This window comes from Bradyrhizobium sp. ORS 375 (assembly GCF_000239775.1).
GTDB lineage: Bacteria > Pseudomonadota > Alphaproteobacteria > Rhizobiales > Xanthobacteraceae > Bradyrhizobium.
In genome coordinates this window covers 1-20,628 of the sequence record NZ_CAFI01000457.1, presented here as the reverse complement: position 1 = coordinate 20,628, position 20,628 = coordinate 1, and the positions used below count along the sequence as shown (strand labels likewise).

Annotated in this window: 23 protein-coding genes; 15 read left to right on the top strand and 8 right to left on the bottom strand. The window is 67.1% G+C overall.

Annotated elements, in window-relative coordinates; genetic code table 11:
* The first annotated feature begins 14 nt into the window (after positions 1-14).
* The 6 genes from BRAO375_RS31280 (at position 15) to BRAO375_RS36745 (ending at position 6,318) form a co-directional block, all read left to right on the top strand.
* The gene (locus tag BRAO375_RS31280; protein WP_009031437.1) at positions 15-905 is read left to right on the top strand and encodes a glyoxalase; all 891 of its coding nucleotides are present in this window, start codon (positions 15-17) and stop codon (positions 903-905) included.
* A gap of 12 nt (positions 906-917) precedes the next feature.
* Positions 918-2,324, top strand: coding sequence for an alginate export family protein (locus tag BRAO375_RS31275; RefSeq protein WP_009031436.1), 1,407 nt, complete (start codon positions 918-920; stop codon positions 2,322-2,324).
* A 19-nt stretch (positions 2,325-2,343) separates the two neighbouring features.
* Positions 2,344-3,033, top strand: a complete 690-nt coding sequence (locus BRAO375_RS31270) for a YoaK family protein (RefSeq protein ID WP_009031435.1) — start codon at positions 2,344-2,346, stop codon at positions 3,031-3,033.
* A gap of 169 nt (positions 3,034-3,202) precedes the next feature.
* Positions 3,203-4,474 carry an HlyD family secretion protein gene (locus BRAO375_RS31265; protein WP_009031434.1) on the top strand — a complete coding sequence of 424 codons (1,272 nt, stop codon included), beginning with the start codon at positions 3,203-3,205 and terminating at the stop codon, positions 4,472-4,474.
* 13 nt (positions 4,475-4,487) lie between these two features.
* Positions 4,488-6,068, top strand: a complete 1,581-nt coding sequence (locus BRAO375_RS31260; protein WP_009031433.1) for a DHA2 family efflux MFS transporter permease subunit — start codon at positions 4,488-4,490, stop codon at positions 6,066-6,068.
* 124 nt (positions 6,069-6,192) lie between these two features.
* A complete protein-coding gene (locus BRAO375_RS36745; RefSeq protein ID WP_009031432.1) occupies positions 6,193-6,318 on the top strand; it encodes a hypothetical protein in 126 nt (41 codons plus the stop codon).
* A gap of 19 nt (positions 6,319-6,337) precedes the next feature.
* Here the strand turns inward: BRAO375_RS36745 and BRAO375_RS31255 are convergent, their stop codons facing one another.
* Positions 6,338-6,994: a TetR/AcrR family transcriptional regulator gene (locus BRAO375_RS31255; protein WP_009031431.1), complete on the bottom strand. Its 657-nt coding sequence runs from the start codon at positions 6,992-6,994 to the stop codon at positions 6,338-6,340.
* Between the two features lie 170 nt (positions 6,995-7,164).
* Between BRAO375_RS31255 and BRAO375_RS31250 the strand changes: the two genes are divergently transcribed.
* Positions 7,165-7,584 (top strand): CHRD domain-containing protein, encoded by a 420-nt coding sequence (locus BRAO375_RS31250; RefSeq protein ID WP_009031430.1) that lies wholly within the window; start codon positions 7,165-7,167, stop codon positions 7,582-7,584.
* Positions 7,585-7,593: 9 nt separating this feature from the next.
* Here BRAO375_RS31250 and BRAO375_RS31245 read toward each other — a convergent pair whose 3' ends face one another.
* From BRAO375_RS31245 to BRAO375_RS31225, 5 genes are all read right to left on the bottom strand, one after another.
* Positions 7,594-9,168, bottom strand: coding sequence for an EAL domain-containing protein (locus tag BRAO375_RS31245; protein ID WP_009031429.1), 1,575 nt, complete (start codon positions 9,166-9,168; stop codon positions 7,594-7,596).
* A gap of 173 nt (positions 9,169-9,341) precedes the next feature.
* Entirely contained in the window at positions 9,342-10,529 is a 1,188-nt protein-coding gene (locus BRAO375_RS31240; RefSeq protein ID WP_009031428.1) for an MFS transporter, read from the bottom strand.
* Between the two features lie 28 nt (positions 10,530-10,557).
* A complete protein-coding gene (locus tag BRAO375_RS31235) occupies positions 10,558-11,922 on the bottom strand; it encodes an NAD(P)-binding domain-containing protein (protein WP_009031427.1) in 1,365 nt (454 codons plus the stop codon).
* Between the two features lie 46 nt (positions 11,923-11,968).
* Positions 11,969-12,286: an ArsR/SmtB family transcription factor gene (locus BRAO375_RS31230; RefSeq protein ID WP_009031426.1), complete on the bottom strand. Its 318-nt coding sequence runs from the start codon at positions 12,284-12,286 to the stop codon at positions 11,969-11,971.
* A 102-nt stretch (positions 12,287-12,388) separates the two neighbouring features.
* On the bottom strand, positions 12,389-12,868 hold the full coding sequence (locus tag BRAO375_RS31225; protein WP_009031425.1) for a hypothetical protein: 480 nt from the start codon (positions 12,866-12,868) through the stop codon (positions 12,389-12,391).
* A 73-nt stretch (positions 12,869-12,941) separates the two neighbouring features.
* On the opposite strand from BRAO375_RS31225, the gene BRAO375_RS31220 reads away from it, so the two are divergent.
* The 4 genes from BRAO375_RS31220 to arsB all read left to right on the top strand — a co-directional run bounded on the left by BRAO375_RS31220 (position 12,942) and on the right by arsB (position 15,601).
* Positions 12,942-13,595, top strand: coding sequence for a Crp/Fnr family transcriptional regulator (locus tag BRAO375_RS31220; protein ID WP_035643181.1), 654 nt, complete (start codon positions 12,942-12,944; stop codon positions 13,593-13,595).
* 90 nt (positions 13,596-13,685) lie between these two features.
* Positions 13,686-14,048 carry an ArsR/SmtB family transcription factor gene (locus BRAO375_RS31215; protein WP_009031423.1) on the top strand — a complete coding sequence of 121 codons (363 nt, stop codon included), beginning with the start codon at positions 13,686-13,688 and terminating at the stop codon, positions 14,046-14,048.
* The gene (locus tag BRAO375_RS31210) at positions 14,041-14,568 is read left to right on the top strand and encodes an arsenate reductase ArsC (protein ID WP_009031422.1); all 528 of its coding nucleotides are present in this window, start codon (positions 14,041-14,043) and stop codon (positions 14,566-14,568) included. The genes BRAO375_RS31215 and BRAO375_RS31210 overlap by 8 nt, the downstream gene beginning before the upstream one ends.
* A 4-nt stretch (positions 14,569-14,572) precedes the next feature.
* On the top strand, positions 14,573-15,601 hold the full coding sequence (gene arsB / locus BRAO375_RS31205; protein ID WP_009031421.1) for an ACR3 family arsenite efflux transporter: 1,029 nt from the start codon (positions 14,573-14,575) through the stop codon (positions 15,599-15,601).
* Between the two features lie 40 nt (positions 15,602-15,641).
* On the opposite strand, the gene BRAO375_RS31200 is transcribed toward arsB, so the two are convergent.
* Positions 15,642-16,727 (bottom strand): CobW family GTP-binding protein, encoded by a 1,086-nt coding sequence (locus BRAO375_RS31200; RefSeq protein WP_244423380.1) that lies wholly within the window; start codon positions 16,725-16,727, stop codon positions 15,642-15,644.
* Between the two features lie 157 nt (positions 16,728-16,884).
* Between BRAO375_RS31200 and BRAO375_RS31195 the strand changes: the two genes are divergently transcribed.
* Entirely contained in the window at positions 16,885-17,988 is a 1,104-nt protein-coding gene (locus tag BRAO375_RS31195) for a cyclase family protein (RefSeq protein ID WP_009031419.1), read from the top strand.
* A gap of 244 nt (positions 17,989-18,232) precedes the next feature.
* On the opposite strand, the gene BRAO375_RS31190 is transcribed toward BRAO375_RS31195, so the two are convergent.
* On the bottom strand, positions 18,233-18,460 hold the full coding sequence (locus BRAO375_RS31190) for a hypothetical protein (protein WP_009031418.1): 228 nt from the start codon (positions 18,458-18,460) through the stop codon (positions 18,233-18,235).
* Between the two features lie 346 nt (positions 18,461-18,806).
* On the opposite strand from BRAO375_RS31190, the gene BRAO375_RS31185 reads away from it, so the two are divergent.
* From BRAO375_RS31185 to BRAO375_RS31175, 3 genes are all read left to right on the top strand, one after another.
* On the top strand, positions 18,807-19,112 hold the full coding sequence (locus BRAO375_RS31185; RefSeq protein ID WP_009031417.1) for a PepSY domain-containing protein: 306 nt from the start codon (positions 18,807-18,809) through the stop codon (positions 19,110-19,112).
* Positions 19,113-19,127: 15 nt separating this feature from the next.
* Entirely contained in the window at positions 19,128-19,793 is a 666-nt protein-coding gene (locus BRAO375_RS31180; protein ID WP_009031416.1) for a response regulator transcription factor, read from the top strand.
* Positions 19,790-20,628: hypothetical protein (locus BRAO375_RS31175; RefSeq protein ID WP_035643174.1), on the top strand; the 839-nt coding region annotated here is incomplete at its 3' end. The genes BRAO375_RS31180 and BRAO375_RS31175, both read left to right, overlap by 4 nt.

Here is a 20,628-nt window from a genome sequence, read left to right as displayed (position 1 = left end):
TGTCTGAGGTTGTCATGCTTCGCTCCCGCCATCTGCTCGGCGCACTCGTCGCCACCACGCTGCTCGCCGTCCCCGCACTCGCCAAGGACACCACGCCACCCGTTGGCGTCGGTGCGCAATACGATACGACGCATGTCTATGTCGCGCCCGACGATGTCGAGCGGTTCGTCGCGAGCTTCCTTGCCACCTTCGGCGGCCAGAGCACGAAGCAGGTCGTGGCGACGGTAACGCCGACGCCGAGCAGCACGACCTCGCAGCTGTTGCAGACGCCGGTCGGCACGGTGTCGCTTTTCGGCTTCAAGACCGGCATCCCGTATCCGTTCGGCGCCGAGCGCACCGGCTATCTCGTCACCGACATGGCCGCCGCGATCAAGGCGGCCAAGGCCGCCGGCGCGGACGTGGTGGTGGCGCCGTTCCCCGATCCGATCGGCCGCGATGCGGTGGTTCAGTGGCCGGGCGGCGTGAACATGCAGCTGTACTGGCACACGACCAAGCCGTCCTACGCCGCGTTCCAGACCGTCCCCGACAACCGCGTCTACGTCTCGCCCGATCGCGCCGAAGCCTTCACGCGCGCCTTCTTGCGCTTCTCACATGGCAAGGTTCTCTCGGATGACGCCAAGGCACCGGGCGTCGAGATCGGCCGTCCGAACGATCACTACCGGCGCATCCGCATCGAGTCGGCGTTCGGCCGCATGACCGTGCTCGTCACCGACGGCCATCTGCCATATCCGTTCGGCCGCGAGATGACCGGTTACGAGGTCGCCGATCTCAAGGCCACGCTCGACAAGGCCAAGGGCGCCGGCGCGACGGTGCTGGTCGAGCCGTTCACCTCCGACAGGCGTGAGCAGGTGCTGGTGCAGTTTCCCGGCGGCTATGTCGCGGAGATCCACGCGGTGGTAAAGTAGGCGCACGAGCCGATGGGAAAGCGCGTGCGGATCGTTCAGGCACTGACGAGGACGGCGGCTGCTGCACTGGTTGCCACGTCCTGCGGCGCGGCGGCCGCCGAGGACAGTCGTCCCGCCATCCGCACCAATCGCTGGCAGGAGGACTGGTCCGTCCTCGCCAATCCGGCGTTGCGCACGGAGCCGTTCGATCCGATCAAATACATCCCGCTGCAGCCCGGCGTGCCGCGGAGCTACGTCTCGTTCGGCATGACCCTGCGCGAACGGTTCGAGAGCCTGGATGCGGCGGGCTTCGGCATCGGCGGTGCCAGACCGGATCAGCACGTCCTGCAGCGGCTGCAGATCCACGCCGACGCGCATTTCGACGAGCATTGGCAGGCGTTCGTCCAGCTCGAGGACGCCAGAGCCTTCGGCAAGGCCACCATCACCGCGGTCGACCAGAATCCGCTCGATCTCCGGCTCGCCTTCCTGGCTTACGTCAATGCGACCGGACAGGGCACCTTCAAGGCCCGCATCGGCCGGCAGGATTTCGACTTCGACCTGCAGCGTTTCGTCTCGTCGCGCGACGGGCCGAATGTGCGGCAATCCTTCGATGCGATCTGGGGCGATTGGGAGAGCGGTCCCTGGCGCTTCATCGGTTTCGTCAGCCAGCCGGTGCAGTACAATCTGGTGCGCCCGTTCGACGACACGTCGAACGGCAAGTTCCTGTTCCACACCTTCCGCGTCGAACGGCAGGTGCTCGGCACCAACGAGCTGTCCTCCTATTACTCCTACTTTCAGCGCGACAATGCGCGCTTCCTCGATGCTGCCGGCCTCGAGCAGCGCCACGTGCTCGACCTCCGCTTCGCCGGCAAGCTCGCCGGCTTCGACTGGGATCTCGAGGCGATGGGGCAGGCGGGCTCGGTGGGATCGAAGCAGATCCGCGCCTGGGGCGCCGGCGCCCGCGCCGGCTACACCTTCGTGGATGTCACCTGGCAGCCGCGCATCGGCCTGCAGTTCGACGGCGCCTCCGGCGACCGCCATCGCGGCGACGACAGGATCGAGACGTTCAATCCGCTGTTTCCGAACGGCTACTATTTCACGCTGGCCGGCTTCACCGGCTACACCAACCTGATCCATCTCAAGCCGTCGCTGACCGTGAAGCCGACGGACGCGCTGTCCATCATGGCCGCGATCGGCCTGCAATGGCGCGCGACGATTGCGGACGCGATCTACGTCCAGCCCAATGTCGCGGTGACTGGGACGGCCGGGCAGGGCAACCCGTGGTCCGGCGTCTATGCACAGCTGCGCGCCGACTACCGTTTCAACGCCAACCTTACCGGCGCGGTCGAGGCGGTGCACTATGCGATCGGCGAGACGCTGCGCCGGGCCGGCGGACACGGTTCGAACTACATCGGCATCGAGCTGAAATACGCGCTCTGACCAACGAAGGCAGGATCCCATGGCGACCACCGATCAGCGCATCGTCCCGCTGCTGCTCAGCGTCAATGCCGGCTATGTCGACACCGCCGGCTTCCTGGCGCTGCAGGGCCTGTTCACCGCGCATGTCACCGGCAACTTCGTGACGTTCGGCGCGGCGCTGGCGCTCGGCACCTCCGGGGCCATCGCCAAGCTGCTGGCGCTGCCGGTGTTCTGCGTTGTCGTGATCGCGACGCGGCTGACCGGCACGCTGCTGTCGCGCCGATGGTCGCGTGCCTTCGAGATCCTGATCGGCGTCAAGCTGGTGCTGCTGATCCTCGGCGCTGCGCTCGCCATCCATTTCGGCCCGTTCCACAATGGCGACAGCCGCGAGGCGATCCTCACCGGCATGGTGCTGGTCGCGGCGATGGCCATCCAGAACGCCGTGCATCGCATTCATCTGCCCACCGCGCCGCCCTCGACGCTGATGACCGGCACGACGACGCAGGTGATGATCGACATCGCCGACAGGATCTATGTCGGCGACAAGGGCCAGGCGCCGCCGCTGGGACGGCTACTGCAGATGGCGGTCAACGTCGCCGCCTTCGCGCTCGGCTGCGGCGCGGCGGCGCTGCTGTTCGTGCAGCTGGGCAGCTGGTGCTTCGTCATCCCGCCCATCGTGGCGGTGCTGACGCTCGTGGCGCGCATGGCTGGTCCGCAACCCGCGCGCTGAGGCCGCTCGTCGTCATCACAGCGGGGTGGTCGTGCCTCCGATTGGATGACGGAAATTTTAGGTGCCGCTCACGAAAAGTTATCGATCCGGAAGCGGGGGTCCGGGCTTGCCTGTTCAGATCCCTTGCCTATTTTAGAACGAAACAGTATCGTTCTTTTCGGAGCGCCGCATGGCCGTGCAGTCGTCGTCCACCACCGGGTCCACGCCCCCCTCCAGACCCGCCGATCAGGCCGTGCCGGCGCGCGAGCGCGCGCTGAAGCAATGGCGTGGCGATGCCGTGAAGGAGCTCCGCCGCGAGGCCGACCGGGAGACGCAAGAGCCGGATCAGAAGGCTCCCTCTCCGGACGAACGAAGCGAGCAGGGCGAAAAGCCCCGTCGCGGCCTGCTGCGGCGGCACCCCGTGGGCGCGGCGGTCGGGCTGGTCGTGCTGCTGGCGGCCGCCGCCGGGGGCTACGTCTATTACGACGCGGCCAGCCATTTCGAGAGCACCGACGACGCCTTCATCGCCGCCCGCCAGTTCTCGATCGCGCCGAAAGTGTCCGGCTACATCACCGCGGTTCCGGTGACTGACAACCAGCACGTCAAGGCCGGCGACGTGATCGCGCGCATCGACGACCGCGACTACAAGACGGCGCTGGCGCAGGCCGAGGCGCAGGTGAGGTCGGCGGAGGCGGCGATCCATAATTTCGATGCCCAGATCGCGGTCCAGCAGGCGCAGATCACCGCGGGCCAGGCCCAGGTCGAGCAGGCCCAGGCGGCGCTGACCTTCGCCCAGCAACAGGCCGACCGTTACCAGCAGCTCGCCCGCACCGGCTCGGGCACGGTGCAGAGCGAGCAGCAATATACGTCGCAACTCCAGCAGGCGAAGGCCGCGCTGGCCTCGGCGCAGGCCAATCTGCAGGTCGCGCAGCGGCAACTGGAGTCATTGAAGGCGCAGCGCGAGAGCGCCGACGCCAATCTCGCCCAGGCACAGGCGCAGCGCGATCAGGCGCAGCTCAACCTGTCCTACACCACTGTCACGGCGGCGCAGCCCGGCCGCGTCGTCAATCTCAGCGCCGCCGACGGCCAGTTCGCCGCCCAAGGCACGGCGCTGTCGATGTTCGTCCCCGATGAGGTCTGGGTCACGGCCAACTTCAAGGAAACCCAGCTCGACCAGATGCGTCCCGGGCAGCCGGTGACCTTGGAGATCGATGCCTATCCGGAGCGCGAGATCCGCGGCCATGTCGCCAGCGTGCAGTCGGGCTCGGGCCCGGCGTTCTCGCTGCTGCCGCCGCAGAACGCGACCGGCAACTACGTCAAGATCGTGCAGCGCGTGCCGGTGAAGATCGAGATGGACGATCCGCCGACGGACGTCGCGCTCGGCCCGGGCATGTCGGTGGTGCCGAAGGTGCGCGTCGATCCCAAGCCGTCGCTCTACGAGCGCCTGAAGGCCGTGTTGTGAGAAGGCGCATGCGATGAGCGAGGCTGCTGCTCTCTCCGCGCCGCGCGCCGGCAGTCCGTGGATCATCGCGGTGCTGGTCGCGCTCGCGACCTTCATGGAGGTGCTCGACACCACCATCGCCAACGTCGCGCTGCCCTATATCGCCGGCGGCATGGGCGTCAGCCAGGATGAATCCTCCTGGGTGGTGACGACCTATCTCGTCTCCAACGCCATCATCCTGACCGCGTCGAGCTATCTCGCCAAGCGCTTCGGCCGCAAGGCCTTCTTCATCATGTGCCTCGGTCTGTTCACGGTGAGCTCGGTGCTGTGCGGCTTCGCCTGGAACCTGCAGGTGCTGCTGCTGTTCCGCGTCATGCAGGGCCTCGGCGGCGGCGGCATGGTGCCGGTGGCGCAATCGATCCTGGCGGACTCCTTCCCGCCGGAAAAGCGCGGCCAGGCGTTCGCGCTGTTCGGCGTCGCCGTCGTCGTCGCGCCGGTGGTCGGTCCGACGCTCGGCGGCTATCTCTCCGACAACGTCTCCTGGCACTGGTGCTTCCTGATCAACGGTCCCGTCGGCCTCGCCGCGATGCTGTTGATCTGGCTGATCCTCAAGGAGCCGCAGGCTGTCACCGAGGAGCGGCGCAAGCAGGCGCATGGCTTCGACGTCGTCGGCTTCGTGCTGGTGGCAACGTTCCTTGGCGCGCTCGAGCTGATGCTCGACCGTGGCCTGGAGGACGACTGGTTCGATTCGCGCTTCATCATGATCACCGCCGCCGTGTGCGTTTCGGCGTTCATCGCCATGATCCCCTGGGAGATGAACCAGAAGAACCCGACCGTCGACGTCCGCATGCTGGCCTCGCGCCAGTTCGGCGCCTGCTTCCTGGTGATGCTGGCGACCGGCGCGATCCTGCTCGGCACCACGCAGATGCTGCCGCAGATGGTGCAGCAGGATTTCGGCTACACCGCCACCTGGGCCGGACTCGTGCTGTCGCCGGGCGGCCTCGTCACCATGGGCATGATGTTCGTGGTCGGACGGCTCTCGGGCAGGGTGCAGCCGAAATACATGATCATGACGGGCGCCGCCGTCGTGGCGTTCGCGATGTACGACCTGACGCGGGTCTACGCCAATGTCGATTTCTGGTTCTTCGCCGAATCCCGCATGCTGATCGGCATCGGCCTGCCGCTGATCTTCCTCTCGATCACCACCGCCTCCTACAACGGCATTCCGCCGGAAAGGACCGACCAGGCCTCGGCGCTGATCAACGCCGCGCGCAACACCGGCGGCTCGATCGGCGTGTCGCTCGCGGCCAACATCCTGGCGCACCGGGCGCAGTTTCACCAGTCGCGGCTGGTCGAGAATGCGATCCCGTCCAATCCGGCCTATCAGGACACGCTGCAGCAGGTGACCAACTACTTCACGTCCCACGGCAGCTCGATGGTGCAGGCGAAGCAGCAGGCGCTCGCCTGGATCGGCCAGACCGTGCAGATGCAGTCCTCGCTGCTCGCCTATGTCGACGTCTACTGGGCCCTGATGCTGATCTCGCTCGCAGCGATCCCGCTGGCGCTGACCCTGCGCAAGGTCAAGCTCGGCGGCGGCGCAGCGATGGCGCATTGAGGAAAACTGCGTCGAGTGGGCAAAGGCGCCGCCGTGCTCTCCCCACGATTGCCGATCGCAATGGCGCCGTGACACCGCCTGGTCACGCGCCGTCGGCGACGAGCACGCCGCGATCGTCACCGCGGTGCTGAACGCGGACGTCGAGGGCGCGGTCGCGCTGCTGACGGCGCACGACCAGCGCACGGCCGACGTGATCCTGCAGGACGAGACGATCTTTCCGGAGCTGAAGGCGAAGGGGGCAGAGAAGTAGGGGGGCGCGTGCGCCGTCGTCACGTCGTCGCGGCAAGGAAGAAGTCGACGCGCTTCTCGACATGCGCCTGCGCTTCCTTCTTCAGCGTGCGCATATCCTCGCCGAGCAGGATCCTGATCAGCATCGCGAACACGACGATGTCGAGGAAGATCCGCGCGGTCTCCTCGATCCGGTCGGCCGCAAAGGCGGCCTTGCCGGCAAGCCCTTCCGCGCGCGCCAGCTCGCTGATGGCATGGGCGACGTTGGCAGTCGCGCGCTTGCGCGCGCTGTCCTGGATTTCCAGCGTCAGTTCGGGAAAGCGCGGGTTCTCGGCGATCGCGGTGCGCATCAGGCCGATGGTCTCGTCCACGCAGGAGCGCTCGATCAAGGTCTGTCCGAGACTGATCAGCCGGGCGCGGAAGGTGCGTCCCTGCGGCGCCAGGTTCTCATATTGAGTGTTGCGCCCGGCGTGGCGGCCGATCACCGCCGCGAACAGCGCCGCCTTGCTGGGGAAGCGCGCATAGATCGTCGGCTTGCCGGCGCGCGCCGTCTGCGCGATCTCGTCGACGCTCGCCCCTTCGAAGCCGTGGGCCAGGAACACGGTTTTGGCGGCATCCAGGATGCGCTCCTCGACCTCGCCGGCGCGCTCGAGCGGAGGGCGCCCGACCTTGCCGCGCGCCGTCTTGGAAGCCGCCATCCGATCCGCCATCGCTCTCGTCGCGCTATTGAAACTGTTTCGTTCTGTCCTGTTTGGCATACGGGAGGCGAGAGTTCAATCAAGCCGGCCACTTACCGGCTACGCTGGAATATCGACTTGCCTGCGGGGTCCTCAGACTCCAGACTGCGGAAAACCATTGGGGGGAAACCATGCATCGGACGGTTGGCTTGGCGCTGCTCGCCTTGGCTCTCGCTGTGTCACAAGCTCATGCCGAGACCATCATCTTGAAATCCGAGCTCAAGGCCGCCAACGAAGTGCCGCCGAATGCGAGCCCCGCCACCGGCACCGCCGAAGCGAGCTACGACACCGCATCCAAGACGCTGACCTGGAAGATCAATTTCTCGGGCCTGAGCGGGCCGCCGATCGGCGCGCATTTTCACGGCCCCAGCGAGCCCGGCAAGAACGCCGGCATCGTGCTGCCGTTCAAGAGCCCGGAGCCGCCGATCACCGGAGCGGCCGCGCTCACCGAGGCGCAGGCGGCGGATCTGCTCGCCGGCAAATGGTACGCCAATGTCCACACCCAGGCCAATCCGGGCGGCGAGATCCGCGGTCAGATGACGCGGCAGTGAGATCAGCGCTCAGGCCGCCAGCTCTGGCTTCGCCGTGTGCCGGGCAGGCGCCGCGGCGCGGTGCACGTCGAGGAACTGCTTGAAGCGGTCGAGCGACAGCGGCGGCGCCACCAGATAGCCCTGGCCTTCCTCGACCCCGCAGGCGATCAGCGCATCGACCTGAGCCTGATGCTCGATGCCCTCGGCGACCACCGCCATGTCGAGCTCGCGGGCCAGCGCGACCAGCATCTGCACCACGACCACGGCGGACTGGTCGCGGGTGATCGCGTCGACGAAGAACTTGTCGATCTTCAGGATGCGCGCGCCGAGCCGCTGGATATAGGACAGTCCGCTGTGGCCGATGCCGACGTCGTCGAGCGCGATGCGGAAGCCGAGCTCGCTGAGCTCCTTCACGACGTCGGTGGCCTTCGTCAGGTCGGCGAGCTCCTCGCGCTCGGTGACCTCGAGCACGACCTGCCGCGTCGACACCGACGAGGACGCCACCACCTTGCGCAGATCCTCGATGAAGCCGTCGCCGAGCAGATGGCGCGGCGTGATGTTGACCGACAGCTTGAACAGCTTGTCCTGCCTCATCTCAGGCTGCAGCTCGCGCAATGCGTTCCTGAGCAGCAGCCAGGTCAGCTTCTCGATCCGGCCCGAGCTTTCGGCAAGCGGGATGAAGCTCATCGGCGGCACCAGCCGGCCATCGGGCTTTTCCCAGCGTGCCAGAATCTCGCAGCCGACGATCTCGCCGGTCCTCAAGCGGAAGGTCGGCTGCACATAGGGCTTGAACTCGTTTGCCGCCAGCGCGCGGTCGAGCTCGGCGACCGGATCCACCGGCCGGCTCAGATAGCTCGCCAGCAGCAGACCGAAGGCGCCGCCCAGCAGGCCGGCGGCGAGCATGGTCAGCAGATAGGCGGTCTCGCTGCGTGCACTCAGGCTTTGCGGCCGGACATGGATCGTGGCCTGCAGCGGATAGCGGTCGGACGCCGTGGTGAACGCGACCGTCTCGGCCGGCGGCCTCGACGACGCATAGGGATGATAGCCGGCCACCTGCTCGCCGTCGGGCAGGGTCAATGTCACGTGGCTCTCACCGCGCAGGCCGACCGGCATCACGTCGAGCAGGTTGCCGTCGATGCGCAGGATGGCCGCGAGCGATTGATGCGCGTCGATGTCGTGCATCACGCCGAAGGCCGCGCCGGTGAACTGCTCGACCCGGAACAAGCGCAGCTGGCCGTCGGCCGATTGATACATCTCGTGGCGCTGCGCCCAGCCATTGTCGAACTCGAGCGTCTCGGAATAGGCGGCGCACTTCACCGTTCCCTCGCGGTCGACGGTGCGGATGTCCTTGATGATGGTGCCCTGATAGACGCTCAGCCGCAGGGCCTGCAGCGCGATGGCGCTGCAGTCCATCGGTCCCTTGGCGATGAGACGATTCAGGATCGCCCCGGCCGAGTCGATGGCGGCCTCGGACCGGCGCAGCGCGACCTTGCTGAGCTCGCTGATCTGCCGCGCGGTCTGGTTGCCAATCAGCGCGGTCACGGCGAGGTCGGCGCCGGCCAGGAACACCCCGACGCAGGCGGCGACAGCTCCGGCACGAAGCATGTGTTTTCGCTGCAATGCCATCGTGCCCGTGAGTGCCCCCCGTATGACCACGGAGCATCGTTCAGCCCAACCTTCAACTTTCCGTATATGGCTGCCTCCAGGGAGTGCGGCTGCGCTCGAGCGGCCGGCGGACGCCGAAAAGCTGGTTAAGAAAATCCTACCCAGGCCGTCGCTCAGGCGGCTTTGTCCGACGCGCTGCCCGCGACCGTGCTCGCGGCGCGGCTGGCCGACAGCAGCAGCAGGGCGGTGAGCGCCGAGAGGCTGAGGCTCGCCGACACGATCAATACGCCGCGGCCGAGCGCGTCGATAAGCAGGCCGAACAGCAGCGGCGCAAACGCCTGGCAGATCCGCGACGGCGCGCCGATCAGGCCGAGCCGGTAGGCGTAGTTGGTCGGGCCGAAGATCGCGAGCGGCAGCGTGCCCCGGGCGATCGTCAGGATGCCATTGCCGGAGCCGTGCAGCAGCGCAAAGGCCGCGGCCGCGCCGCCGCCGAACAGGCCGATGGTCAAGGCGCCGATCGGGTGGGTGATGCAGGCGAGCCGCGCCGAGGCGAGCGGGTGGAAGCGGCTGAGGAAGCCGGCCTCGAACACCCGCGCGGCGACCTGCGCCGGCCCGATCATCATGCCGGCGAACAGCGCCTGCGCCGGCGTCGCGCCGAACGCCTCCATCAAGCGCGGCAGATGCACCGCCATCGCCGCCGTCACGGTCCACGCCGCCGCCATCGCGAACGCGATCAGCACCATCGGACGGTCGAGCGGGATGTTCGGCTTGCCCGCCGGCATCTCGCCGGGCGCGATCGCGGTGGCGCGCGGAAGCGACAGATTGAGTGGCAGGCCGATGACGAGATGCGCGATCGCCCAGGCAAAGCAGGTCTCGCGCCAGCCGATCGTGGCGAGCCCCCAGGTGCTCAGCGGCCAGCCCACCGTCGAGGCAAAGCCTGCGATCAGCGTGATCCCGGTGATCGCGCCGCGCGCGTCCTTGCCGTAAATCCGCCCGAGCGCGCCGAACGCCGCGTCATAGAGCCCGAGCCCCATGCCGACGCCGAGCCAAAGCCAGGCGATCGCCATCACCCACAGCGAATGCGACAGGCCGAGCAGCGCGAGCCCGACCGCCAGCACGATGTTGGAGGCGCACAGCACCTGCCGGCCTCCGACCCGGTCGATCTGCCGGCCGATGCGCGGGCCGAGCAGGCCGGAGATGATCAGCGAGGCGGAGAAGGCGGCGAAGAACCAGTTGTTGGAGAGGCCGAGATCCCTGGCGATCGGATCTGCGAGGATCGCCGGCAGATAGTAGCTCGAGGCCCAGGCCAGCGTCTGGGCGGTGCCGAGAGCGATCACCACGCCCAGCCGTCGTGCCTGCATTCCCCAAAACCTCTCGTTCGCTCTCGCGTCAGGAGCAGCCGCAGCCTGTGCGCCCCGCGGCCTTGGCCTTGACGTCATCGACGCAACAACTGTCTACGCCGGATGGCGCCGGTCCGCCACAGCAGCCAGGCAGGGCAGGAATGCTCGACAACCCGCCGCGGGTGCAGACGCCCGTCTCCGGCAGCTTCAGCTCGACGCGCGCGGCCGCCTTCTTGTCGCCGGCAATATCGGCAGTGATCGAGCGCACCTGCTCATAGCCTGTCATCATCAGGAAGGTCGGCGCGCGGCCGTAGCTCTTCATGCCCGCCAGGTACAGCCCGGGCTCGTCGGCCTGCGCCAGCTCGCGCGCGCCGTGTGGCCGCACCGTGCCGCAGGAATGCTCGTTGGGATCGATCAGCGGCGCCAAAGCCACCGGGGCCTCGATCGCGGGATCGAGCCGCAGCCGCAGCTCCGACAGCATTGAGAGATCAGGGCGGAAGCCGGTGGCGACGATCAGCTCGTCGACGCCGATCCGTCGATCGCCGCCCGCGAAGATCTCCAGCCGCCCATTGTCGTCGGCGATGCGGCTGACGTGAAATCCGGTCTCGACGCGGATGCGCCCTGATCGCACCAATGCGGCGAAGGCCATGCCGAGCTCGCCACGGGCGGCGAGCTGGTCGGCGCTGCCGCCGCCGAACGATCTGGCGGGATCCTCCGCGCGGAGCAGCCAGATCGCCTGCGTGCCCGGCGCGTCCTCCGCGAGGGCGGCGAGATCGATGAGCGTGCCGACCGCCGAATGGCCGCCGCCGAGCACGGCGATGGTCTTGCCCGCATAGCGGCTGCGCTGTGCGCCCGTCACGTCGGGCATGCCATAGGCGATGCGTGCTCGATGCTCCGCCTCGCCGAGCGCGGGCAGGCCGTTGCCGCCGGCCGGATTGGGCGAGAACCAGGTGCCGGAGACGTCGATCACCGCATCGGCTTGCAACACCGCATCGCCATTGCCGTTGCGGACGCGAAGCTCGAACGGCGCAGCCGCGCGTCCCTTCGACTTGGCCTTGTCGAAGCCCGTGCGGCTGATCGCGGTGACGCGATGCGAGGTCCTGATGACGTCGCGCAGCGCGGTCCGGTCCGCGAGCGGCGCGAGATAGTGATCGATCAGCTCGCGACCGGTCGGATAGATCTCGGGATCGGGCGAATTCCACCCGGTCGTGGCGAGCAGGCGCGCCGCCGCCGTGTCGATGTTGTACTTCCATGGCGAGAACAGCTGCACGTGCTGCCACTGCCGTACCGCATGCGCCGCCTCGGCGCCTGCCTCCAGCACGATTGGCCTGAGGCCCCGCTCCAGCGCATGCGCCGCTGCCGCGAGTCCCACGGGGCCGGCGCCGATGATCGCCACCGTCTTTGCGTCACTCATGTAGAACTCCTATTCTTCTAGAATGATCGAAATAAAACGCAAATGATCAGGCGGCCGTGCTCGCGGTGCCGCAGCCGCGCTCTTCGGCGCAGCATTCCGAGACCAGGAAGCCGAGCAGGTTTCGCATCACATCATACTCCGCATGGCAGACCAGCGTGGTGCCCTCGCGCAGCTGCGAGATCAGCCCGACCGCCACCAGCGTCTTGACGTGGTGGGACAGGGTGGAGGCGGGGATCTTCAGCCGCTCCTGCAGCTTGCCGACCGGCATCCCGGCATGCCCGGCCCGCACCAGCGCGCGATAGATCTTCAGGCGCGTGGTGTTGCCAAGGGCTTCCAGGCGGGCGGCGGCATCGTCCAATTTCATGGCCAGAAGGATGACGCGAGGGACAGACGGAGTCAATCCATATTTCTAAAATAATCGAAATATAGGAGAATGGGATCTCCGGAAGCTGCCGCGCCGCCCCGGCTATTTCAGCCGGTAGCCGGCATGGCAGCCGACGCAGGCCGCCATCGTTTCGCCGAGCGCCTTCAGCGCCGGCTTCAGATCGCCGGTCACGCCCGCATCCTGCGCGGCGATGGCGAAGCGGCTCGCGGCCTTGTGCATGGCCGTGCCGGCGTCCTGCATGCCCTGCGGCATGAACTGGGCGACCTCCGCCGCGCCGTGCAGCCGCAGCGAGGTCATGCCGAGACGCTGCTCGGCGATCCGGCCGGCCTGGTCCATCTCGCCGGCGGCAAGGGCGTCGTTGATCTGCTGCAACGCCAGCAGATGATCGCGCATGTTGGCCAGCGTGTGCTCGGTGAGCCCGGGCGGGAAGTCGACACGTTCGCGCAAGTCTGTGGTCGCAGCCCCATGGCCGCCGTGGTCGTGATGGCCGTGGTGCTGAGCGCTGGCGACCCCGGCGGCGGCAAGAAGCGCGAGTGCAGTGGCGGCGAGACGCAGGCGCATGAACTGTTTCCCGGAACGATGGCGGCGGCCTTCAGTAGACGGAATGATCGCCGAAGCATATGATCCTGATCATATGCTTCCCATCGATGCACTCGCGGCTGGCGGCGCGCCCGCGCCGTCGTTGGACTGGCGGCTTCTAACGCGGCTGTCGCCTCTGCTTGCTGCGTTGCCGGCGGCCGCTCGGGCGCAGACCCGGCGCATCGAGGTTGTTCGCCACGCCACTGTGTTCCACCGGGGAGATCGGCCGCGGGCGATGTTCTTCGTGCTCGATGGCGAGGTGAGGCTGCTGCGCCGCTCCCGCGCCGGCGACGACGTCATTCTGCAGCGCGCGCGGCAGGGCTTCCTTGCCGAGGCCAGTCTCGATCAGCCGGCCTATCACTGCGATGCCGTGGCCGCGCTGGATTCGACGCTGCTCGCGATCGAGCGGACCTCCTTCGTCGAGGCGCTGCGGCGTCCCGGGATGCGAGACACCTGGAGCGATCATCTCGCGCGCGAGCTGCGCAAGGTCCGGGCGCAATCGGAGCGGCTCAGTCTGAAGACGGCGCGCGAGCGGATCGTGCATTTCATCGAGACCGAAGGCGAGGGCGGCGAGATCGCGCTCGGCCGCTCGAAGAAGGACTGGGCCGCCGAGCTCGGCCTCAGCCATGAGGCGCTCTATCGCGCGCTGGCGCGCATGGAACGGGGCGGCGAACTGCGTATCAAGGGAACGCGCTTGCGTCTGCGCTGACATGGCGGGTGATCGAGCACATTGCCCCTCGGTACGTCTTCTGGGGCATTCTTGTTGACGCCGACTCCATATATCGGTAATTCTCGATATATGGAAAACGAGCAAGCCGTCCTGGCACTCGCCGCGTTGGCCCAGCCGACACGGCTGCAGGCCTTTCGGACCCTGGTGCAGCACGAGCCCGATGGCCTGCCGGCCGGCGAGCTCGCGCGCCTGCTGGAGGTGCCGCAGAACACGCTGTCGTCACATCTGTCGGTGCTGGCGCGCGCCGGGCTCGTCAGCTCCGAGCGGCACAGCCGCTCGATCGTCTATCGGGCTGATCTGGCGGAGTTTCAGAAGGTGGCGCTGTTCCTGCTGCAGGATTGCTGCGGCGGCCGGCCGGAGGTCTGCGCGCCCCTCATCGCAAGCCTCACGCCCTGCTGTCCGCCGAAGCGCAAGGAGAAGAGCCGTGCCTGATCGCATCTACAATGTTTTGTTCCTCTGCACCGGCAACTCCGCACGCTCGGTGCTCGCCGAGTCGATCCTGCGCAAGGACGGCGGCGGCCGCTTCCGTGCCTTCTCCGCCGGCAGCACGCCGAAGGGCGCGGTGCATCCGCTCGCGGTCGAGCTGCTCGGGCGCATGGACTATCCGACCGAGGAGCTGCGCTCGAAGAGCTGGAGCGAGTTTGCGGTCGCAGGCGCGCCGGTGATGGATTTCGTCTTTACGGTCTGCGACAATGCGGCCGGTGAGTCCTGTCCGGTCTGGCCGGGGCAGCCGATGACCGCGCATTGGGGCATCGAGGATCCGGCGGCCGTGAAAGGCACCGAGCTGGAGAAGCTGGCGGCATTCACCACCGCCTTCCGCTATCTGAAGAACCGCATCGGCGCCTTCATCAATCTCCCTCTCGACCGCATCGATCAGCTCTCGCTGGTGACGCGGCTGCGCGAGATCGGGGCCGGCGAGGGCGCGACCTCCATCCGCTCCGACGTGGCCTGATCCGATGACGACTTTCGAGCGCTACCTGACGATCTGGGTCCTGCTCTGCATCGGCGCCGGCATCGCTCTCGGCCACTTGATGCCCGGCGTCTTCGCCGCCGTGTCCGCCGCCGAGATCGCCCGGGTCAATCTGCCGGTCGCGGGCCTGATCTGGCTGATGATCATCCCGATGCTGCTGAAGATCGATTTCGCCGCGCTCGGCGGCGTCAAGGAGCATTGGCGCGGCATCGGCGTCACCTTGCTGGTGAACTGGGCGATCAAGCCGTTCTCGATGGCTCTGCTCGGCAGCCTCTTCATCGGCCATGTGTTCGCGCCGATGCTGCCTGCAGCACAGCTGTCGTCCTATGTCGCCGGTCTGATCCTGCTGGCCGCGGCGCCGTGCACAGCCATGGTGTTCGTGTGGTCCAACCTCTGCGACGGCGAGCCGCACTACACGCTGAGCCAGGTCGCGCTCAACGACGTCATCATGGTATTTCTGTTTGCGCCGCTGGTCGGTCTCTTGCTCGGCGTCGCCTCGATCTCGGTGCCGTGGACGACGCTGCTGCTGTCGGTGCTGCTGTACATCGTGGCTCCCGTGATCGTCTCGCAGCTTTGGCGCCGGGCCTTGTTGCGCGCGAAGGGCGATGCTCTCGCGAGGACGTTGCGCGTGCTGCAGCCGGTCTCCTTGCTCGCGTTGCTGGCAACGCTGGTGCTGCTGTTCGGCTTCCAGGGCGAGCAGATCCTGAAGCAGCCGGTCGTGATCGCGATCCTCGCCGTGCCGATCCTGATCCAGGTCTATCTGAACGCCGGCATCGCCTACTGGCTCAGCCGCCGACTTGGTGTCGCATGGTGCGTCGCCGCGCCGGCCGCGCTGATCGGCGCCAGCAATTTCTTCGAGCTGGCGGTCGCCGCCGCGATCAGCCTGTTCGGGTTGGACTCAGGGGCGGCGCTGGCGACGGTCGTCGGCGTTCTCGTCGAAGTCCCGGTGATGCTGTCGGTGGTGCGCATCGTCAAGGCGACGCGGCGCTGGTACGAAGCGGCACTGCCGGCCTAGCCCGGAAAGTTGCAGGAGACGAGCGACGGCTGCCGATCGGCTAGGCTGCCGCGCGGCCAGCCTCCCACAACGCAAGCACATCGTGCCGCGTGATTCCGCGGGTGATGAAAACGATGCGCGAGCGGCGATCGGCGTCGGGCCAGACAGGCAGCGCTACCGGGGGATGGAAGACATGGTGCACGCCGTGGACGACGACCGGTGTCGGTTCTCCCTGAAGATTGAGGATGCCCTTCACCCGCAACAGATCCTCGCCGCGCGCCTGGCGAAGATAAGCAAGCCAGTTTGAGACGGTCATCCAATCCAGCGGCTCGTCGAAGGCGAGCATGAAGCTCGTGACCGACGACTCATGAGCGTGGTCGTGATCGACTTGGCCCGGATCGACTTGGCCCTGATCGACTTGGCCCTGATCGATATGGCCGTGATGGGCATGATGATGATCGTGGGAATGGACGCGATGCGCGTGAGCAGCCTCGCCATCCGTGAACGCCTGCTCGTTGAGCCAGCGCGCAACGTCCATTCGCTTTTTATCGGGATCGATCAGCGCGGCACCGAACAGGTCAGAAGGATCGATCTCGCCGTGGGTCACGCGTTCGATCCTGGCGCCGGGATTGAGCCGCCGAAGCCGCTGCTCCAATACGGCAACGTTGTTGACCAAGTCACATTTGGTGATCAGTAGCCGATCGGCAAGCGCGACTTGTTTGACCGCCTCATACTGACGGTCGAGTTGCTGCGCCGCGTTGACGGCGTCGACCGTCGTCACGACGGTGTCGAGCCGCACGAAGTGCGAGACGAGCGGATTGTTCAACAGCAGCTGAAGGATCGGCGCAGGATCGGCAAGGCCTGTGGTCTCGATCAGGATGCGCCGAAACGGCGGCACCTCGGCGCGGTCGCGCCGCACCAGCAGCGCGCGCAGCGTCTCTTCGAGGTCGCTGCGGATTGTGCAGCAAACACAACCACTCGCGAGCACGGCAACCTCGCCGTCGACGCGTTCGACCAGGAGATGGTCGAGGGAGATCTCGCCGTATTCGTTGATGATGACGGCGCTGTCGCTCATCTCGTCGCGGCGCAGCAGGCGATTGAGGAGCGTCGTTTTGCCGCTGCCGAGAAAGCCGGTGATCAGCGACACGGGCAGACGCTGAGCTGATTTGTCGCTCTCGAACAGACTCATCGGCGTCTCCAACCACTGTCGTGTTTTTGTCGCTGGACATTAGACTAACGGAGGAGGAGCATGGCGAAAATGTTTTTTTAAGGCCCAGCAAATGGGCGCAACTGGGGAGGTGACGATGGACAACGAAGTCAGGAGTCAGCAGACCAATCAGGATCGGAGCGAGGGGCCGGCTACCGATCGCCGCACCTTACTACGCACGGCAGGTCTCGCCGGCGCGGCGGGCGCGGCCCTCGCCGGCTCCATGCACGGCAAGTTCTCACTGGCGCCGATCAGCGAAGCGCAGGCACAGACCGCGCCGATGCCGAAGGGGACCGATAAGCCGTGGTGGCCGTCGAAATGGGGCAAGGACGACGAGGCCGGCGCGTCGAATCACATCACTCCGGAGAAGGTGCTCGACACCGTCAAATGGATCAAGGACGGGAAGATCTACAAGATCGGCCGCGTCTACGAGAGCGCCATGCCGCTGTTCGGTGCCCGCGTGTTTGCCTTGCGGATTCCCGGCAGCCCGACCGGCGGCCCGTTCGGCGACAACCGGCTGGTCTATCATGACGAGTTTCTCTCGACCGAGATCGGCCAGACCGGCACCCAATTCGACGGCCTCGGCCACATCGGCCTCCAGCTCGGCAAAGATGGCGACAAGAGCGAGATGAGATTCTACAACGGCTTCACCGCGCTGGAGATCAGCGACGCCTACGGCCTCAAGAAGCTCGGCGTGGAGAAGCTGAAGCCGCTGTTCACCCGCGGCCACCTTGTCGACATGGTCGCGCTCAAGGGCGGCATGATGGACGCCGGGCAGGAGATATCAGCGGCGGACATCAAGGCCGCCCTGCAGAAGCAAGGCATGAGCGAGGCCGACATCAAGCCGGGCGACGCGATCTTCTTCCACACCGGCTGGGGCTCGTTGTGGATGAAGAACAATGACCGGTTCAACAGCGGCGAACCGGGCATCGGTCTCGATGCCGCCAAATGGGTGATCGAGAAGGATCTCGCGCTGACCGGAGCCGATACCTGGGCCGTCGAGGTCGTCCCCAATCCCGACAAATCACTCGCCTTCGCGGTCCACGCCGAACTGCAGACCAAGCACGGCATCCACAACCACGAAAACCTGGTCTTCGACGAGCTGATCGCCGCCAAGAAGTATCAGTTCGTCTATTGCTTCACCCCGTCCCCGATCAAGGGCGCGACGGGGAGCAACGGCTGCCCGATTGCGATGACGTGATCGCCAGCGGCCGGAGGCGTGGGTGAGATGTCGCCCGCGCCTTCACCGACGCCCGGCCTTCCCTGCGCCCTCTGTCTTGGAGAGGGACAGATCTTGGCATAGCTCCGGCGCATCACGTCGCGAGGAGATTCTGGCATGTGCGCAACCAATCCGCGTTGCGGACAACCATCGTCGCTATCGCCGCGTGGATTCGACATCGTGCCTCAGACCCCGGCGTGCGATCGGTGCCCGTCCGGCCCGCCGGTCAGTGCCGCGGCTCGTCCTGCTCCTCGTCGTCGCCTTCGCGGTCGCGCTTGCTCGGCTCGTAGCGCAGCTCCTGCGCTTGTTCCGCCGCGTGCTGCGCCGCCAGCTGAACCAGGGCAGATCCGTCTGGCTGGGCCAGGGGCCTGGCAGCGGCTGGTCCGGCGCTGGCCAGGGCCACGGTACCGCCGAGTCCCACCACCATCGCGGCTGACATCACGATCTTACGCAAGGCTACTCTCCCCATCCGATATGGTCATCGGTGAACCATCCGATGCAGATCGTGCCGCGGCTGCGCTGACGAGATGCCGTCGCCGCGCGTCAGCGAATCGTCAGCTTGTCTCGGGCAGGATACGGCACATGTATGAGTCCCGATTCCGCATCGACCCGAGCGCAATTCCGACATAGGACGACCCAACTAAAACCTGCAGGACGTCCCTACCTCTCACGTCCCCAGCTCTTGCGAATGCTCCGCAGTCCGACCTCGGCATCCGCGAGTGCACCGAATGAACGCTCGCCTCGACAATCACGGCGCCACGCCCAGGACGATCATGCATTTGCCTCAAATAGGACCGTTCATGCGCATCACGGTACTGGCGATGCTGATCTCGACGGCGGCGTCCGCGGCCACGGATGCGCGCGAGGATGATCGCGAGCGCCGCGACGCGGTGCGCCGCGCCGTGGAGGCGGGCGATGTGCTGCCGCTGTCGCAGATCCTGCCGCGCTTGCGCGGCCGCATCGCCGGCGACGTGACAGGCATCGACATCGAGCGTCAGCGCGGCCGCTGGCGCTATGAGTTTCGGGTGATCGGCCGCGACGGCCGCGTGCGCGAGGTCTATGTCGACGCGCGCAGCGGTGAGATCGAGCGGGTCGACGAAAAATAGTCGAGGAATAAGGTGATGCGTGTGCTGCTGGTCGAGGATGATCCGCGGCTGTCGTCCGATCTGTCGCGGACGCTGCAGGCGGCCGGCTATCTGGTCGAGACATCCGCCAATGGCGAGCAGGCCTGGTTTCTGGGGGACACCGAGGATTACGGCGCCGTCGTGCTCGATCTCGGCCTGCCCGGCATGGACGGGCTGTCGGTGCTGAAGCGCTGGCGCGGCGCGGGCCGGCACATGCCGGTGCTGATCCTCACGGCGCGCGCGAGCTGGGCCGAGCGGGTCGACGGCATCGATGCCGGTGCCGACGATTACCTGCCGAAGCCGTTCCGCAACGAGGAGCTGCTGGCGCGGCTGCGCGCGATTGTGCGGCGCTCGGCGGGCCATGCGGCGCCGGTGCTGTCGTCCGGCGATCTGACGCTCGACGAACGCCAGATGAAGGTCAGCCTGTCCGGCGTGCCGGTGGCGCTGTCGCAGCTCGAATACCGCCTGATCGCCTATCTGCTGCGGCAGAGCGGCCGGGTGGTGCCGCAGCACGAGCTCGAGGAGAATGTCTACGGCCTCGGCCACGACCACGATTCCAACGCGCTGGAGGTGCTGATCCGGCGGGTGCGCAAGAAGCTCGGCGCCGACATCATCGAGACCCGCCGCGGCTTCGGCTACATGATTCCGGAGACGGTGGAATGAGGCTCGGCTCGCTGCGGCTGCGGCTGGTCGCGGCGGGCACGATCGCCCTTCTCGTCGCGCTCGGCGTCGCCGGTGTCGGCATGGTCGTGCTGTTCAAGCGCCACGTCGCGCGCACGCTGGCCTCAGATCTCGACATTCACCTGCGCCAGCTGCTCAACGGGCTCGAGGTCGATGCCGACGGCCGCATCATGGTGGCGCGGCCGCCCGCCGATCCGCGTTTCACGGTGCCGTTGTCCGGCCTGTACTGGCAGATCTCGGACGATCACGGCCAGCTGCTGCGCTCGCGCTCGCTGTGGGACACGATCCTGCCGCTGCCGATCGACGAGCCAGGTCCGAGCGACGTGCATCAGCACGAGCTGACCGGCCCCGTCGGCGCCCGGGTGCTGGTCGCCGAGCGCGGCATCGTGATGAATCCGGAGAGCCAGACCCGCGTGCGCGCCGCCGTCGCCTACGACCTCGATGGCGCGACCAGCGCGGTGCGCACCTTCGCCAAGGATCTGTCGATCGCGCTCGCGGTGCTCGCCATCATCCTGGCGGTCGGCACCTCGGTGCAGGTCAGTCTCGGCCTGCGTCCCCTGGCCGTGCTGCGGCGGGGCGTAGCGGAAATCCGCAGCGGCAAGCGCCAGCATCTTCCGGGCGACGTGCCGACCGAGGTGGCGCCGCTGGTCGAGGAGGTCAATGCGCTGCTCGACGCGCAGAGCCGCGAGATCCTGCGCTCGCGCAGCCGTGCCGCGGATCTCGCGCATGGCTTCAAGACCCCGCTCGCGGCGCTCTCGGCCGACGCGGCGCGGCTGAAGGAGCTCGGCCAGCTCGAGCTCGCGCGCAATGTCGAGGA